Here is a 15,104-nt window from a genome sequence, read left to right as displayed (position 1 = left end):
CGCTCCATGCCCAACGCCGTCATCGACATTCCCGCAGCACCCGCCCCCGAGGCTGAAGCTCACTTCGCCGGCAGCTTCCGTTTCGAGACGGATTGCTGGGACGTTCACGACGCGCTGTCGCGGCCCGATCCCGGCTTCGTCCTGCTCGACGTGCGCGGACCCGATCTTTTCGCCAAGGGGCATGTGTCAGGCGCGATCAACCTTCCGCACGGCAAGATCATCGCGTCAAAGCTGGCCGCGTGGCCTCAGGATACAGTGTTCGTGACCTATTGCGCCGGCCCGCATTGCAACGGCGCGGCGCGGGGAGCGCTTCGACTGGCACGGCTGTCGCGGCCGGTGAAGATCATGACCGGCGGAGTGACTGGCTGGATCGATGAAGGGTTTCCACTCGAAAGCGGGCAGCCGGGTGCCTGATCCGGGTATGACCATCGTCGACAGCCGAACCGGCTTCCGCGTTCGACCTGCAAATGGGTCGGATGCGAAAGCGATGCTCTCGCTGATCCGCAGTCATGCTGCCTATGAGGGAGGGGAGGCCAACGTCAGCCTGGACGCTCTTCGGTCCGCCCTCGATCTAAAACCGGCCCCCCTCACTGCCTGGGTCGCCGTGCAAGCGGGCGGGCTGATCGGGTACGCTACCGCGACAATGGACTTCTCGACATGGGCAGGGCGGCCGTTCCTCCACCTCGACTGCCTGTTCGTCGGTGAAGGCCATCGGAGCAGCGGGATCGGGGCAGCTCTGCTGACCGCTGTACGCGACCATGCCGCGGCGTTCCAGATACCCGAGATACAGTGGCAGACGCCCGACTGGAACGAGAACGCCGCCCGCTTCTACCTCCGCGAAGGCGCGTCGATGTTGCCGAAAGCGCGCTTCATCCTGCGGACGACGTACGGGTGCGACCGCCCTGACCGTAGTTCGTGAGACGACCGCGCCAGCAGCGATTATCGTTTAACTCTGCCACGGAAATCCCAGCTAATGTTCATAGGTTATGCTCGCGTGTCGACCATCGACCAAGATCTGACATTGCAGATCGATGCGCTCGGGAAGGCCGGCTGTGAGAAGATTTTCACGGATAAGGCAAGCGGCGCGAAGGCGGATCGCCCAGGGTTAGCCGACGCCCTTCAATTCGCGCGGGCGGGGGATACGCTAATGATCTGGAAGCTCGACCGCCTTGGTCGATCCATTCGCGGCCTCATAGAGTTGGCTGCAGGTCTGTCGGTTCGCATGGTCGACTTCCGATCACTGACCGACGGATTTGATACGGCCACGCCCTCTGGACGGCTTCTCTTTCACATTCTTGCCTCGGTCGCAGAGATGGAACGTGAGCTGGTAAAGGAGCGCACCATCGCTGGCTTGGCCGCAGTTCGCGCTAGGGGAGGCAGCGGCGGGGGGCGCAAGGTTGCAATGACGCCAGAGAAAATCGACACGGCGCAAAAGTTGCTCGCAGCCGGCGATAAGCCCGCGAAGATCGCCAAGCTGCTACAAGTCGGCTTATCGACATTCTACCGCCACTGCCCCGGCGGTCATCATCCATCGAACTGAACGAGGCGCGGTTTTCTCACGTATCCACACGGCACGACAATCGAGAATAGAACCCTTTTCTCGATCGTCGTTCGCTTTCGGGAAGCTAATTCATCGTGTACCGAGACTATCGACCAAGTCAGCCATCTCAGACGCATGCGCGCTTTGTCGAAGACCAGCAACTACACCAGAGCGGTTCACCGCTGGCTGATTCTGACTCGCCTTCCATTTGCCCTCGATCCGGCTGACCGGAATCTCAAGGCCCACAATGGCTTTGAGCTGTCCTGCGACGAATGGCGCGGGTGCATCATTCACCATCCAGGGCTCAGGCCGGTGCCGCTCTTGCTGATCGGTTAGCGCATCCAGCTGGGCCCGCAGCCAGCCAGCTTCCTCAAAGATTGACGGTCGGCCGCGAATTTGGACGGAGATGTAGTTCCACGTCGGGACGGCGCGGCCATGCTCTTGCTTCGTCGGATACCACGATGGCGTGACATAGGCCTGCGGCCCCTGGAAGATGATCAACGCCTCATTGGCCTCACGCAATTCGCCGACCTGATCGTTGGCTCGCGCGAGGTGGGCGCGAAGAAGATCCGTTCCATCCTTTTGTTCTACCACCGTGAACGGCACCAGGTTGGCCGTGAAGCCGGCTTTCCCATGCGTGACTAGCGTGCCGAGAGGATGGGTGCGGATCAATCCGCGTAAAATCTCCGGACGGTCTTCTCGGAACACGGCGGGACAGAACACGACATCACCTTCAGCCAAGTGCGCTGCTTTCAGCTTAATGGGGAGCTTCCATTAATACCATACAACGCCGAGCAGCGCGGAAACGCCCTTTGCCAAAACTCGATCCCAACGGGAATGCGCCGACCGTTTCACTGGCCGTTCCTAATCGGGAGAGCAGCATCCCGGACGGCCACGCGAATTCCGCCGTTCCCTACGGCGGGCGGCGACGATAGCATCGCCGGATGGATGCTGCTTCACAGGTCATCGCGGTATTGCGGGCCGATCCGATCCGCTGGCATCTTCTCGGCGTGGTTGGTGCCTTGGACCTGCCTGACGGTTGGATCGGCGCCGGTTTCGTCAGGAACGCTATCTGGGACCATCTTCACGGCCGCTCCCCCGCTGCACCAGCGGGCGATGTCGATGTAATCTGGCACGATCCGCTCTGCCGCGATGCGGTGGAAGACAGGAAGCGTGAAGCGGCGCTGTGTGCCGTAGAGCCGGGGATCGCATGGTCCGTTAAGAACCAGGCGAGAATGCACGATCGCAATAACGATCAGCCGTATTCCTCGGCGACCGACGCGATGCGATACTGGCCCGAGACGGCAACCGCCGTAGCCGTTCGCTGCGTTGGCAAATATGACTGCGAAGTGGCGGCCCCCCTCGGGCTAGGCGATCTGATGCGCCTAGTCCTGCGGCCCACTTCGCGCTTCGCTGGCGACAAGCGCCACATCTACGAGGAACGAGTGCGATCGAAAGGTTGGCTGAATGCCTGGCCTTTATTGGGGGAAAAGGCGAATTAGACAGCGTGCGAACGCCGGCATCTGCCCAATGCCAAAATTCCCGATCCAGCATCGATTCCGAGAACGCCTGCGGCGTCTCCCTAACCGTTCCCAATCGGGAAATTCTGCGAACGTCACGGGCGCGTTAGCCAATTTGGCCCTGACCCTCATTTGTCTACGAAGGCAGGTGGCACCGTCCATCCGGCACCTTCCATCTGCGATATATTGCTGACGATCCGCCAGCAGCCCTCGGCTCTGACCAACTGAAAATGGTGGAGTCCGCGTGCAAGCGGACGATCACTTGCCTCCGGCATGGCGATGTAGAAGCTGCTGTAGATCGAGGCGATGTCGCCGAAGATACGGGTCTCGCGTCGATATTCACGCTCAAGGAAACCGGACTGCCTGTAGGCGGCCTCGGTTTGCGCGCGCAGCGCTGGCACATCCGCCTTGGACATCAGGGCACTGCCCTCGCGCGGCATCATCGTTACGAACACGCCTCGATCGAGAAATAATGCACCGATCCGCTCCCAGTCCCAGGACCCGCCGGCCGGCACGGACACAAGGTTGTAGACCGCGGTGACCGCACTGTTCGCAGTGGCGCCATCCCGGCAAGTGGGAGGCGAAGCCGCCGAAGCGGCGAGCAGCGCGGCTACCAGCGCGATCATCGTTTCGCCTCCGCCTTCAACGCCTCGGGCCGGTGGAAACGACCGTTCTCGACCACGCCCGTGACACGCGCCAGCGCATTGATGTCCGTCGACGGATCGGCATCGAGGAACAGGATATCGGCCTCCATCCCCGGTTGCAGACGTCCGGTCCGGTCATCGACCTTCAAGAGCCTTGCCGCGTTCGTTGTTGCCATGCGTAGCACATCCCAGGCGGGGATACCGGCTGCGACGTGCAGCGCCGCTTCCCGCGTCAGGCTGATGCCAGGCGCCACGAACGGGTTGTTCATGTCGGTCCCGATGGTCAGTGGCACGCCCGCCGCATGCAGCATCCGAACGAAGCGCTGAACCTTGGGCCACACGGCCTGTGCACGTGCATAATCGTCAGGCTTCCAGCCAAGATCGAAGCGGAACGCCGTTTCCCAATTCTGCGTCATGGCAGGATGTGCCCAGGCCAGGTCACGATCGCGGTAGGCTTGGTCGTTGCCATAGAACGCAAGGTTGAAGGCGATGAGCGTCGCATCCACAGGGATGCGCTTCTCGGCGATGGTGCGGATCATCTCCCGCATCTCGGGTCCGTCGAGATCGACCTGTTCGTACCATTCGAAGAAGGCATAGGGACCGGGGCGACGCTTCGCGAGGTAGGCGGCGCGTTTGGCCGCTGGCAGCAGATCCGGCGAAATCGGCATGGCGTGTACGAGGGAGTCGATCCCGAGCCGCGCCGCCTGGGTCCAACTTACGTCACCGAGATGCGCGATGGTGGTGACGCCCGCGTCATGGGCGGTTTTGATGCCGGACGCCAAGTCGGCAGGGGTCAGCGCTTCGTACAGTTTGACGTAGTTCACGCCTGCCTGGGCTTGTGCCGTCACATAGGCAGCGACGCTGTGGCTCTCATCGACACGATCGACGAGCCCGCGTACCGGAAAGGCGGAACGGTCGATCACTGCGCCTGCGACCTTTGCCTCTGGTCCGCTCAACCGCCCGGCGGCGACTGCGTCGCGGTAAGCGACCATGCGGACAGTGTCGCCGCCCGGATCGCGGATCGTCGTCACGCCGGCCGCCAGCAGCATCAGCGCGTCATGGCGTGTGATCGCGTCGTTGCCGGCGACCGTCAGGCTCACAGCACCGTCCTTGACCTGTGGGGTCACCGGACCGAGCGTGATATGCGCGTGCGTGTCGAACAGGCCGGGCATGGCGAAACGGCCCGCCATGTCTGTGCGGCTTGCATTGGCGTAGCGGCGCGGAACACGGCCCTTGCCGATCGCTACAATTCGTTCGCCCTTGACAACGACGTAGCGGCCCGGAAGCCGCGCTTTGGTCAACGGATCGAGGATGGTGACGCCGGTATAGACCGTTTGGGCAATGACCGGCGCGGGTGACGATGCAGCGCCGAGCATCAGCACGGCGGCGATAAGCGAGCGCATGGGGCGTCAACCTTTCTTTTGGAGGCGAGCGGTTCGCCGTTCGACGGCGGCACGAAGGAACGCCAGCGGTTCGGCCAGGGCCGGGTCAGCAATCATCCGCGCCACGACGCGACGAAGCGCGATATCTTCCTCGGTATCCGTGGCTGGAAGGTCGAGATCGGCAGCAAGCGCCAGCCAACGATCTGCGAGCCCACGGGCGCTGCTGGAATCAGGATCGGCGGCGGCGGCACCGATGGCAGCCTCGTCCAGCAATTCCACGATGTCGCTTTCCGTGACCCTTCCGGTGGCAGGCTTGTTGACGACGGAACTGACTATCGCCTGCTCGACCGTGTCGCATATTGCTGCGTCAATCGCTGCCCGCACTTCCTTCAGATCGATCATTGCAGATGGCGCGAGGTCGCGCGCCAGCTCGAACAGGAGTTCAGGTGATATCTCCCCCCCGGTCGCCAGTTGGTCGCGGGCGTGCTGAACCCGCTTCAACTGGCTGCGGGCGGTGCGGATAACGGTGGCAAGCTGCCTTGCCTGAAGGTCCATGATCCGGCCGATGGCGAGGCCATCACGCCCGAGCGTTTCGCCGATCTGCTTCAGCGACAGGCCAAGTGCCTTCAGCGCCAGTATCTGATGCAGGCGCGCAATGTGCTTCGGTCCGTACAGGCGCCAACCGCGTTCGCGACGGTCGGGCGTGAGCAGTCCCGCCTTCTCATAGACGCGAAGCGCCTTGATCGACGTTCTGGCCTCACGGGCAAGCTCACCCGGACCAAGCCAGCGATCAGTGTTTGGAGTGTTGTTCCGACTCAGCATGGATGAACCTTGGAACCGGACCCAGGGTCCGATGCAAGTTCCGGCTGCAATTGGCGATAGACAGTGAAATCCGTAGCCGAAGCCCGGTCGATCCGGCCTCGGCTAGATCGCCGCTAGTGTTTTCATCTTTCGATCCAGGCGGGATTTCGGGAAGCCAGTCGCGCTCTCTTTTTTCGATCCCAATCGGGAAGGCACCTGATGCGCGTTGCAGGAGGTTTCACGAGCGTTATGACCGACGCCTGAAGGGGGCATGATGTCGGGAATGAAAAGCGAAACGCTAGGGAACTACGGCCTTTCGGTGGTTTCGGGCGTGCTGCTCGCAATGAGCTATGCCATGCACCCGATATGGTGGGCGGCGTGGCTGGCACCGGCCCCCGTGATCGTCGCGACGTTGCGCGCGCCTGTCGCACATCGACGCTGGCTTACACTGCTGACTGGTCTGATCGGCGGCGCCAGCAGCTTCTCCTATCACTTGATCGTCGGCGGTTGGTTCGCCGCCCTCCTGATCTTGGTGCTTGTCGCCTTGGCATGGTCGAGCGCGGTCCGGCTCACCACGACCTTTGTGGAACGGCGACGCCTCCTTCCGGCCGTGCTCGCCCTTCCAATCACCTGGGCGGCGATCGACACCCTCCTGATTTACCTGTCGCCGCACGGTAGCGCCGGAAGCATCGCGTACAGCCAGATGAACGCACTACCCGTCATTCAGGTCGCGAGCCTTGGTGGCGTGCCGGCGATCACATTCGTCGTCCTGCTCGGGGGCAGCGTGTTCGGAGTCATGCTTGCGACGAAGATGAAGATGGCTCGGCGAGGCGCGCTGATGGTCTTTTCCGCTGCCGTAACGGTGATTGGTGCGACCCTGCTATTCGGGTTCACGCGCTTATCTGGCACGACACCGGCATCGGGAGCACGGGTCGCCCTGATCGCGACGGACGGCATCCCGTCACAACCTCGCGATTGGGATGCTTTCCGTCGCGCCTATGGCCCGGAGATCGCGCGAGTGGCCGAGCCGGGAACGATCGTGCTGCTACCGGAGGGTGTCGTTCGGCTTCCAATCGCCGCGATCGACCAAGGCGCTCGATCGCTCGCGGCGTATGCCGCACGAAAGAATGTCACGATCGTAGTCGGCGTCATCGTGGACGAGGCGAAGCAGGTCACCAATCGCGCGCTGATCGCTCGGCCGGACGGCTCCTACCGCTGGTATGTAAAGCAGCATCTGGTGCCCGGCGTCGAAGCGGGCATCACACCGGGCACCAGCACCGTCGTCCTGCACGATGGCATGGCCGGAATTGGGGTGGCGATCTGCAAGGATATGCATTTTCCGACGCTCGGACGCGATTATGCCAACGACAATGCCCGCCTTATGCTGGTGCCGGCGAATGACTTCGAGGTGGATGACTGGCTGACCGCTCGCATGACGGTCCTGCGTGGCGTCGAAGGTGGATTTTCCATTGCCCGAGCGGCCCGGCATGGCACCAGCTTCGTGAGCGATCGTCATGGCCGCGTGATCGCCGAACGTCGAAGCAGTGCCACTATGGGCGCTTTGGTCACCCGGACGCCCGTCGATCCCGGTGATGCGACCATTTACGCCAGGTTCGGGGACGTATTCGGCTGGCTTTGCGTCTTGGCTTGGGTGCTGTTGCTGATTTTGAGGCTTGGCGGTTTCTCGAAACCAGCTGCGAAAGACGGATTTTGAGAGGCCATGATGTTTCTCGTTTCTCGATCGTTTACGGGAAGGCGGCCGCGCTCAGATCGCCGGCTTCATCTGCGCCAACACGCGACCGACCGCCTGCACCGTCGCACGCACGTCGGCGTCCGACGTGCGCCAGTTGACCACGCTGATTCGCATGGCGCGTCGGCTGCGCCAGAGCGTGCCGCTGAAAAACGCCGTCCCCTCCGCGTTGATCGCGGCGATCACCGCATCCGTGTAACGGTCGTGATCGGCATCGGACTGGGCACGCGGATCGAGGAACCGCACCAGTCCCTGGTTCATGCTCGGCATCGCCACCAGCTCGACGCCATCGAGTTCGCCGATGCCGCGGGCCAGCGCGACGGCATGGCGACAGCAGCCGTCGATCATCGCCGACAGCCCATCGCGTCCCAACTCGCGCAACGCGGCATAAACGGCGTATCCCCTTGCGCGGCGGGTCCAGTCGGGCGTCCAGTCGATCGCGTCGCGCGCGTCGCCGCCGGGCACGAGATAATGCGCGGTGAGCGTCATGGCGGCGCGATGCGCCGCGCGGTCGCGGACGATCGCGATACCATTGTCCTGCGGCGTATTGAGCCATTTGTGAGCGTCCGTCGCCCAACTGTCCGCCAGATCCACGCTTTCGACCAGGTGTCGATGTTCGCGGCTCGCACGCGCCCACAGGCCGAACGCGCCGTCGATATGGACCCATGCGCCGGCTGCCCGCGCCATAGGGATCAGTTCGCCGAACGGGTCGCACGCGCCGACGTTGAGATCGCCCGCATCGAGGATGACGATCGTCGGGCCGATTTCGGCGGCTAGGGCATCGGCCAGTGCGTCGGTTCTTAGGCGGGCGTCCTCGCCGGTTGCCAGCGGGATGAGCGCCCGCGTACCGAGTCCGAGGAGACGCAGCGCACGTTCAATCGAGCCGTGGCGCTGTTCGGTCGCCAGCACGCGAATGGTGGGTGCGCCGACCATCCCGTCCCGCTCCACATCCCAGCTGGCACGGGCCAAGACGGCGTGGCGGGCGGCAGCCAGACAGGTCACATGGGCAAGCTGGCATCCGGTGGTGAACGCGAAGGAGGCGTCGCGGGGCAGATCGAGCACGTCCTTCACCCACGCGCCGGCGATTTCCTCGGTAACGGCCGCCGCGGGACCACAGGCATACATCGTGGCGTTCACGTCCCAGGTCGAGGCGAGCCAGTCGGCGGCAAGTGCTGAAGGAAGTGCGCCACCGATCACCCAGGCGAAGAACCGTCCGCTGGCCGAGCCGAGTTGCCCCCCAGCCGTAGCGGCCACCAGCTCGTCTATCACGGTCTCCGCCGGCGTGCCGGATGCGCCCAGCTCGACATTCAGGCGTCGGCGCAGTTCGTCGAGGCCAGTCGTCGTCGCGACCGGGCGACTGTCCAACCCTTCCAGATACTCGGTGGCGTGCCGGCAGGCGCGCGTCAGCGCGGCGGTTTCAGGGTTCATGGCGTCCTCTTCGTGGCCCGTTGTGATCCTGCCACGGTCAGAGGTCGCTGGCGTCCCGCATCTTGTTGTCGAACTCGCGATGGTGACTTTGACAGCCCATGTTCCATCCCGATCGACGATTGTTGTGGAAACGCACCGTCCGTCTCGCGGGTCGTTCCTGATCGGGAAGGTGTTGGCGACGTCGCCATGCCGCCGTTACACAGCCGCATGAATACCGAGTATCAATCACCCGCCGCACTGGTCCACGCCTTCTATGAGGCGCGACAGGCAAACGATCCAGACGCACTACGCCAGTGGCTGGCGGACGATGTGCGTTGGAATGAACCGGTCGTAGGCGATCATATGGGGCATCTTCAGGGAGCCGATGCGATTGTAGACATGCTCAAGCGTGCCCTGGCCACCACGGGCGGCACGTTTTCGCTGCGGGTCGCGAGCACTGTTGAGACGGCGAGCCATTGCGCTGCCGTCATCGAGTGGAGCGCAGACAAGAACGGCCGAACTATCCGGGGGCAGGAAATGGCCGTCTTCGGCTTCGAAGGCGGCCACATCACGGAAGCCTCGTTCTTCGCATCCGATATCAGCAACGATAAGGCGTTCTGGGAGGGCTGATGCAGCTTTCCCATTTCTCGATCTGAAAGGAGAAGCCCTGGTCCCCGTCAGATGCGCGGCGATAACGAATGCAGGGCCACGCCAGCCGCGTCTAAGTTGCCGTCGTCCAGCCATGCCTCGAACAGTGCGCGTCGTGCGGGCAATTCTGGCTCTAAGATTGAGAACCAATGACACTCGAACCGCGGCGGAGGACGGGTTGCTTCGGGAACGATCGGGCCAAGTGGAACAGCGGTCATATCGCCGTGATGGCTGGACAGCGTGATCGCATCAACAGGCTTCCATACGGTGCGGTGTGCCGCGGATACCTCAGTAATCGAACTTCATTCCGCGGCATGAAGTCGAGCGCAGGTGATAATCCGCAAAAACAGACGGCGGCTTGTCCTTCGTCTCCTCGGTGATGGTCCAACGCCAGTCAGTGCCGGAGCGGCTGAACCGATTTACATACGTAGCGTCCGAGAAGCGGTAGCGTTGCACGAATCCGCCCTGCTCCAACTCACCGAGGCCAAGCGAGGGTTCGTACAGCCCACCGAAGGTGTCGGAAAATACCGACCCGATTGATTGGGGCTTCTCACCGGCGCCATAGGTGATTGCTGCCTCATACGGGTCCGATCCGGTCGCGCGCATGTGCAGAGTGAAATAGCGTCGACCTAGATGCCACTCCCCCCGAGCAATCGATGGCGAGTTTTTACCCTGAACCTGCCCGCTTACTTTCCAGCAACCTTGCAAGCCGGCCACTCCAGCCAGGCCCGGCGGTACGGTGTAGGCTGGCGTCGCCAGCATGAGCATCAACGTCAGCAACACCATTTCCTGTTTTGCCTCGATCGTGTGCAGATATGCTATCTTGGCGAACAGGACGCCATTCCCAATTCAGCATCGATTCCGAGAAACCCGCGCCACTCCGCAACGGGCCACTTATCGCTGACAGAACCGTGCCAATCAGCGCTGATATCTAAAGGTCCCCGCCCCTCAGGCTACGAGTTCGATCGTGCGGGGACCGGCTTTCATTTCTCCTGACGTGCTCCCCTGAAACTCTGCCAGTTTGAGCTAGAGTCCGCCTTCGTGAGGAGACGGACGTGAAGAAGACCAGGTTCAGCGAGGAGCAGATCATTGCGGTGCTGCGCGAGCAGGAGGGCGGGATGAAGACCGCCGACGTGTGTCGCAAGCACGGGATCAGCAGCGCCACCTTGTACGCGTGGAAGGCCAAGTATGGCGGCATGGACGTGTCGCAGGCGCGCAAGCTGAAGGTGCTGGAGGAGGAGAACGGCCGGCTCAAACGGCTGCTGGCCGATGCCATGCTCGACAATGCCGTTCTGAAGGAGGTCGCGGCAAAAAACTGGTGAGGCCCGCCGCTCAGCGGAAGGCTGTCGAGCATGCTCGACGGTTGTTCGGCATCAGCGAGCGTCGGGCCTGTACCATCTTCGGCGCGGACAGGACGTCGGTGCGCTACGCGCCCCGGCGTAGTGATGATGGCGACCTACGGTCGCGGCTGCGAGAGATCGCGTCGGAACGTCGTCGCTTCGGCTACCGGCGGCTTGGCATCATGCTGGCTCGTGAGGGCCTGGTCATGAACCACAAGAAGCTGCTGCGGCTTTACCGCGAGGAGAACCTGCGGGTCAGGCGCCGTCGTGGCCGGAAGCGAGCCATGGGGACAAGGGCGCCGATGACGCTGCCGCAAGGTCCGAACCAGAGATGGAGCCTCGACTTCGTCAGCGACACGCTGATCAGCGGCCGGCGCATCCGCATCCTTGCGGTCGTCGATGACTTCACGCGGGAATGCCTCGCGCTGGTGGTCGACACCTCACTGTCAGGCGCCCGCGTCGCTCGCGAGCTCGACGCCATCATCGCGGCCAGAGGCGCACCGCCGCTGATGATCGTGAGCGACAACGGCACCGAGCTGACCAGCCTGGCGATCCTGAGATGGACGCAAGAGCGACCCATCGAGTGGCACTACATCGCGCCCGGCAAGCCGCAGCAGAACGGCTACGTCGAGAGCTTCAACGGCCGCCTGCGCGACGAGTGCCTCAACGAGACGCTGTTCGTGTCGCTCGGCCACGCCCGCTCGGTGCTGCGGCTCTGGCGCGACGACTACAACCACGTGCGGCCGCATAGCGGCGTTGGCGGGCTGACGCCCGCCGATGCTGCCAGGCAGGTTGCGCAACACCGCCCCGAGGGGCACCATACCAACCCCGGACTCCAGTTATGACTGGTAGAGCTTTGGGGAGCACGTCACAGCGGTAGTGATCGTGGAACGGCTCCTTCGCGTAGGCGCCGGTAGCCTTGTAGAGCTGCTTGTATTCGGTCGGGCTGAACCACGGCCGATGCACGATCTTGCCGGACGTTTTATAGGGGGGAGAAAGATCCGGGAGGAAGGCCAGCCAGCCGTGGCGGATGGCAGTCTTCAGCACCTGCCGCAGCGTCACGATCTCATTATGGAGCGTGCTGCGCGCTGGGGGCTTGCCGGTTACCGGTCGGTTGCTTTTGGAGTGTGGATTAACCTCCATACGCGAGGTCATCCGGTGAACCCGGTATTCCTGCACCTTCCCGGGTGTGATCTCGGAGACACCCAAATCCCCCAAGAAAGGCAGCAGGTGAACCCTCAGGCGGATGTCATGGCCTTCGACCCAGCGTTCGCTGCGCTCGCCCTCGGTGATGACACCATACTCTTTTGTGAATTGGGCCGCAGCCTGACGGAACGTCTTTTCCGACTTTAGGAGGCCGGCGGCGCTCTTGCCGCGCAAACCAAGATACCAGTCCTCGGCGACCTGCTTGGCTAGGGACAGGCTATCCTGCTTCGTCGTTGACCGGCGTTGCTGACCATCCACGGAAGCCGAGCACCACCAGTTTCCTTTGGCGGCGCGACGATAAAGTTGGACCTTGCCGCCTAGAACTTCGTGCCGCTGCATGAGGGGCCTGCCGATGCATGTTGAGACATAACAGGAACATACCGGAGGCGGTCGAAAATGTCAAATTTTGTGCTAGTCGTGTGCTAACGCAAAAAGCCCGCTTCGGGTGAAGCGGGCTTTTGCTATCTCACTGATATTATTGAAAAAGGTGGTTGCGGGGACAGGATTTGAACCTGTGACCTTCAGGTTATGAGCCTGACGAGCTACCGGGCTGCTCCACCCCGCGACACTGGATGTTGGCGTGTATCGTGGAACGCGAACGCCTCCGCTTGGGGCGGAGGCGTGAGCGGCCACGAGGGCCATGACATGGTAGATGGGTTCTTGATGTGACTGTGTGGATCCTTGGGCGCACACCGGCTGCAATGCCTGGCGACGACCTACTCTTCCATCGCTTGAGCGATAGTACCATTGGCGCGGTCGGGTTTCACGGCCGAGTTCGGGATGGGATCGGGTGGGACACCGACGCTATGGTCACCAGGCAATGAAGCCGGTGGACGCCTGAGGATCTGGGTCACGGACGCCGGAACCTTGCGGTCTTGACGGCGTCCTTAAAATCGATGCGTGCACTTTTGTGATTTGTGGTGTCGACACCCCAGACGGTGGGGATGTCGTCATATCTGGCGTCGAGCTTATCATCCGACACATGCATGACGTACGCTGGTTTGATCCAGGGTTGTCATTGATGGTGGGACTCTCAAGCGCGAATAGGACGATTAGTATCGGTTAGCTCCATGGATTACTCCACTTCCACATCCGATCTATCAAGGTCGTGGTCTCCGACCGTCCTAAGAAATCTTATCTCGAGGGAGGCTTCCCGCTTAGATGCTTTCAGCGGTTATCCCGTCCGTACATAGCTACCCTGCTGCGCTCTTGGCAGAACGACAGGTACACCAGAGGTACGTTCAACCCGGTCCTCTCGTACTAGGGTCAACTCCTCTCAAATTTCGACGCCCACGGCAGATAGGGACCAAACTGTCTCGCGACGTTCTGAACCCAGCTCACGTACCACTTTAATTGGCGAACAGCCAAACCCTTGGGACCTGCTCCAGCCCCAGGATGTGATGAGCCGACATCGAGGTGCCAAACAACCCCGTCGATATGAGCTCTTGGGGGTTATCAGCCTGTTATCCCCGGCGTACCTTTTATCCGTTGAGCGATGGCCCTTCCACGAGGGACCACCGGATCACTATGACCGACTTTCGTCTCTGCTCGACTTGTCAGTCTCGCAGTCAGGCTGGCTTATGCCATTGCACTCTAACAGTCGGTTTCCAACCGACCTGAGCCAACCATCGCGCGCCTCCGTTACTCTTTAGGAGGCGACCGCCCCAGTCAAACTACCCGCCACAGAGGGTCCTTGATCCAGTTTCATGGATCGAAGTTAGACATCAGAAAACAACAGGGTGGTATTTCACCTATGGCTCCACATCAGCTGGCGCCGATGCTTCAAAGCCTCCCACCTATGCTACACAGTTCCTTCCTAATGCCACTCTGAAGCTGCAGTAAAGGTGCACGGGGTCTTTCCGTCTAACCGCGGGTACTCCGCATCTTCACGGAGAATTCAATTTCGCTGAGCATGTCCTGGAGACAGTGGGGAAGTCGTTACGCCATTCGTGCAGGTCGGAACTTACCCGACAAGGAATTTCGCTACCTTAGGACCGTTATAGTTACGGCCGCCGTTTACCTGGGCTTCATTTCAGAGCTTGCACCCCTCCACTTAACCTTCAGGCACCGGGCAGGCGTCAGGCCCTATACGTCGTCTTGAAGCCGACTTAGCAGAGCCCTGTGTTTTTGCTAAACAGTCGCTACCCCCTGGCCTGTGCCCCCCATGAGAGCTTGCGCTTACATGGGGCCTCCTTCTTCCGAAGGTACGGAGGCAATTTGCCGAGTTCCTTCAGGACACTTCTCTCAAGCGCCTTGGTATACTCTACCTGACCACCTGTGTCGGTTTCGGGTACGGTCTATACGGTGGGGCTATTTCCTGGAACCGTTTCGAAGCCAGCTCAATCCGATAAGAGCTGACAACACACACGATCCGTCACACACCACCAGGCCCACGAATATTAACGTGGTTCCCATCGACTACCCCCTTCGGGCTCGTCTTAGGGGCCGGCTCACCCTGCGCGGATTAGCCTTGCGCAGGAACCCTTGGTCTTTCGGCGAGAGGGCATCTCACCCTCTTTATCGCTACTCATGTCTGCATTCGCACTTCCGATACCTCCACGACCCATTACCAGATCGCTTCAACGGCTTACGGAACGCTCCGCTACCGCGTGTCTTGCGACACACCCTAAGCTTCGGTGCACGTCTTGAGCCCCGTTACATCTTCGCCGCAGAAACCCTTGTTTAGACCAGTGAGCTGTTACGCTTTCTTTAAAGGATGGCTGCTTCTAAGCCAACCTCCTGGTTGTTTTGGGATTTCCACATGCTTTCCCACTTAGACGTGACTTGGGGACCTTAGCTGTAGGTCAGGGCTGTTTCCCTTTTGACGACGGACCTTAGCACCCGCCGTCTGTCTCCCGGATATCAC

14 protein-coding genes, 1 tRNA gene and 2 rRNA genes (1 of these 17 only partly in view) are annotated in these 15,104 nt (G+C 61.6%); 8 read left to right on the top strand and 9 right to left on the bottom strand.

Features of this window, described 5'->3' with window-relative positions; translation table 11 throughout:
• The first annotated feature begins 6 nt into the window (after window positions 1-6).
• From ACV7NO_RS05540 to ACV7NO_RS05530, 3 genes are read left to right on the top strand one after another with little or no spacing between them, the layout of a single operon-like run.
• Window positions 7-414 (top strand): rhodanese-like domain-containing protein, encoded by a 408-nt coding sequence (locus ACV7NO_RS05540; protein ID WP_463405016.1) that lies wholly within the window; start codon window positions 7-9, stop codon window positions 412-414.
• A gap of 7 nt (window positions 415-421) precedes the next feature.
• Window positions 422-919, top strand: a complete 498-nt coding sequence (locus tag ACV7NO_RS05535) for an N-acetyltransferase family protein (RefSeq protein ID WP_463405015.1) — start codon at window positions 422-424, stop codon at window positions 917-919.
• 54 nt (window positions 920-973) lie between these two features.
• On the top strand, window positions 974-1,540 hold the full coding sequence (locus ACV7NO_RS05530) for a recombinase family protein (RefSeq protein WP_463405014.1): 567 nt from the start codon (window positions 974-976) through the stop codon (window positions 1,538-1,540).
• Between the two features lie 90 nt (window positions 1,541-1,630).
• Here the strand turns inward: ACV7NO_RS05530 and ACV7NO_RS05525 are convergent, their stop codons facing one another.
• The gene (locus ACV7NO_RS05525; RefSeq protein WP_463405013.1) at window positions 1,631-2,281 is read right to left on the bottom strand and encodes an FMN-binding negative transcriptional regulator; all 651 of its coding nucleotides are present in this window, start codon (window positions 2,279-2,281) and stop codon (window positions 1,631-1,633) included.
• Between the two features lie 203 nt (window positions 2,282-2,484).
• On the opposite strand from ACV7NO_RS05525, the gene ACV7NO_RS05520 reads away from it, so the two are divergent.
• On the top strand, window positions 2,485-3,042 hold the full coding sequence (locus ACV7NO_RS05520) for a nucleotidyltransferase family protein (RefSeq protein ID WP_463405012.1): 558 nt from the start codon (window positions 2,485-2,487) through the stop codon (window positions 3,040-3,042).
• A 146-nt stretch (window positions 3,043-3,188) separates the two neighbouring features.
• On the opposite strand, the gene ACV7NO_RS05515 is transcribed toward ACV7NO_RS05520, so the two are convergent.
• From ACV7NO_RS05515 to ACV7NO_RS05505, 3 genes are read right to left on the bottom strand one after another with little or no spacing between them, the layout of a single operon-like run.
• Window positions 3,189-3,686, bottom strand: a complete 498-nt coding sequence (locus ACV7NO_RS05515; RefSeq protein ID WP_463405011.1) for a hypothetical protein — start codon at window positions 3,684-3,686, stop codon at window positions 3,189-3,191.
• A complete protein-coding gene (locus tag ACV7NO_RS05510; protein WP_463405010.1) occupies window positions 3,683-5,107 on the bottom strand; it encodes an amidohydrolase family protein in 1,425 nt (474 codons plus the stop codon). Before ACV7NO_RS05510 ends, ACV7NO_RS05515 begins: the two co-directional genes overlap by 4 nt.
• A 6-nt stretch (window positions 5,108-5,113) precedes the next feature.
• Entirely contained in the window at window positions 5,114-5,908 is a 795-nt protein-coding gene (locus ACV7NO_RS05505; RefSeq protein ID WP_463405009.1) for a MerR family transcriptional regulator, read from the bottom strand.
• A 250-nt stretch (window positions 5,909-6,158) separates the two neighbouring features.
• On the opposite strand from ACV7NO_RS05505, the gene ACV7NO_RS05500 reads away from it, so the two are divergent.
• Window positions 6,159-7,601 carry a nitrilase-related carbon-nitrogen hydrolase gene (locus ACV7NO_RS05500; RefSeq protein ID WP_463405008.1) on the top strand — a complete coding sequence of 481 codons (1,443 nt, stop codon included), beginning with the start codon at window positions 6,159-6,161 and terminating at the stop codon, window positions 7,599-7,601.
• Between the two features lie 51 nt (window positions 7,602-7,652).
• Here ACV7NO_RS05500 and ACV7NO_RS05495 read toward each other — a convergent pair whose 3' ends face one another.
• Entirely contained in the window at window positions 7,653-9,065 is a 1,413-nt protein-coding gene (locus tag ACV7NO_RS05495) for a pyridoxal phosphate-dependent decarboxylase family protein (protein WP_463405007.1), read from the bottom strand.
• 207 nt (window positions 9,066-9,272) lie between these two features.
• On the opposite strand from ACV7NO_RS05495, the gene ACV7NO_RS05490 reads away from it, so the two are divergent.
• Window positions 9,273-9,674: a nuclear transport factor 2 family protein gene (locus tag ACV7NO_RS05490; RefSeq protein WP_463405006.1), complete on the top strand. Its 402-nt coding sequence runs from the start codon at window positions 9,273-9,275 to the stop codon at window positions 9,672-9,674.
• A gap of 306 nt (window positions 9,675-9,980) precedes the next feature.
• Here ACV7NO_RS05490 and ACV7NO_RS05485 read toward each other — a convergent pair whose 3' ends face one another.
• Entirely contained in the window at window positions 9,981-10,478 is a 498-nt protein-coding gene (locus tag ACV7NO_RS05485; protein ID WP_463405005.1) for a hypothetical protein, read from the bottom strand.
• A gap of 269 nt (window positions 10,479-10,747) precedes the next feature.
• Between ACV7NO_RS05485 and ACV7NO_RS05480 the strand changes: the two genes are divergently transcribed.
• A protein-coding gene (locus ACV7NO_RS05480) for an IS3 family transposase (protein ID WP_463405004.1) occupies window positions 10,748-11,877 on the top strand; the annotation gives its coding sequence in 2 pieces (ribosomal slippage) (window positions 10,748-11,000 and window positions 11,000-11,877; 1,131 coding nt in all).
• Between the two features lie 115 nt (window positions 11,878-11,992).
• Complete coding sequence (locus tag ACV7NO_RS05475) at window positions 11,993-12,385, top strand: hypothetical protein (protein WP_463405003.1); 393 nt, start codon at window positions 11,993-11,995, stop codon at window positions 12,383-12,385.
• A gap of 341 nt (window positions 12,386-12,726) precedes the next feature.
• Here the strand turns inward: ACV7NO_RS05475 and ACV7NO_RS05470 are convergent.
• From ACV7NO_RS05470 to ACV7NO_RS05460, 3 genes are all read right to left on the bottom strand, one after another.
• Window positions 12,727-12,803: transfer RNA gene (locus tag ACV7NO_RS05470), tRNA-Met, on the bottom strand.
• 138 nt (window positions 12,804-12,941) lie between these two features.
• Window positions 12,942-13,056 (bottom strand): 5S ribosomal RNA (rrf, locus tag ACV7NO_RS05465).
• A 214-nt stretch (window positions 13,057-13,270) separates the two neighbouring features.
• Window positions 13,271-15,104, bottom strand: a 23S ribosomal RNA gene (locus tag ACV7NO_RS05460) (it continues 958 nt past the right edge of the window).

The sequence above is a fragment of the Sphingomonas sp. Ell38C01 genome (assembly GCF_055231975.1).
The sequence above is the reverse complement of the archived record's forward strand: the minus strand, read 5'-3'. Positions and strand labels throughout refer to the sequence as shown.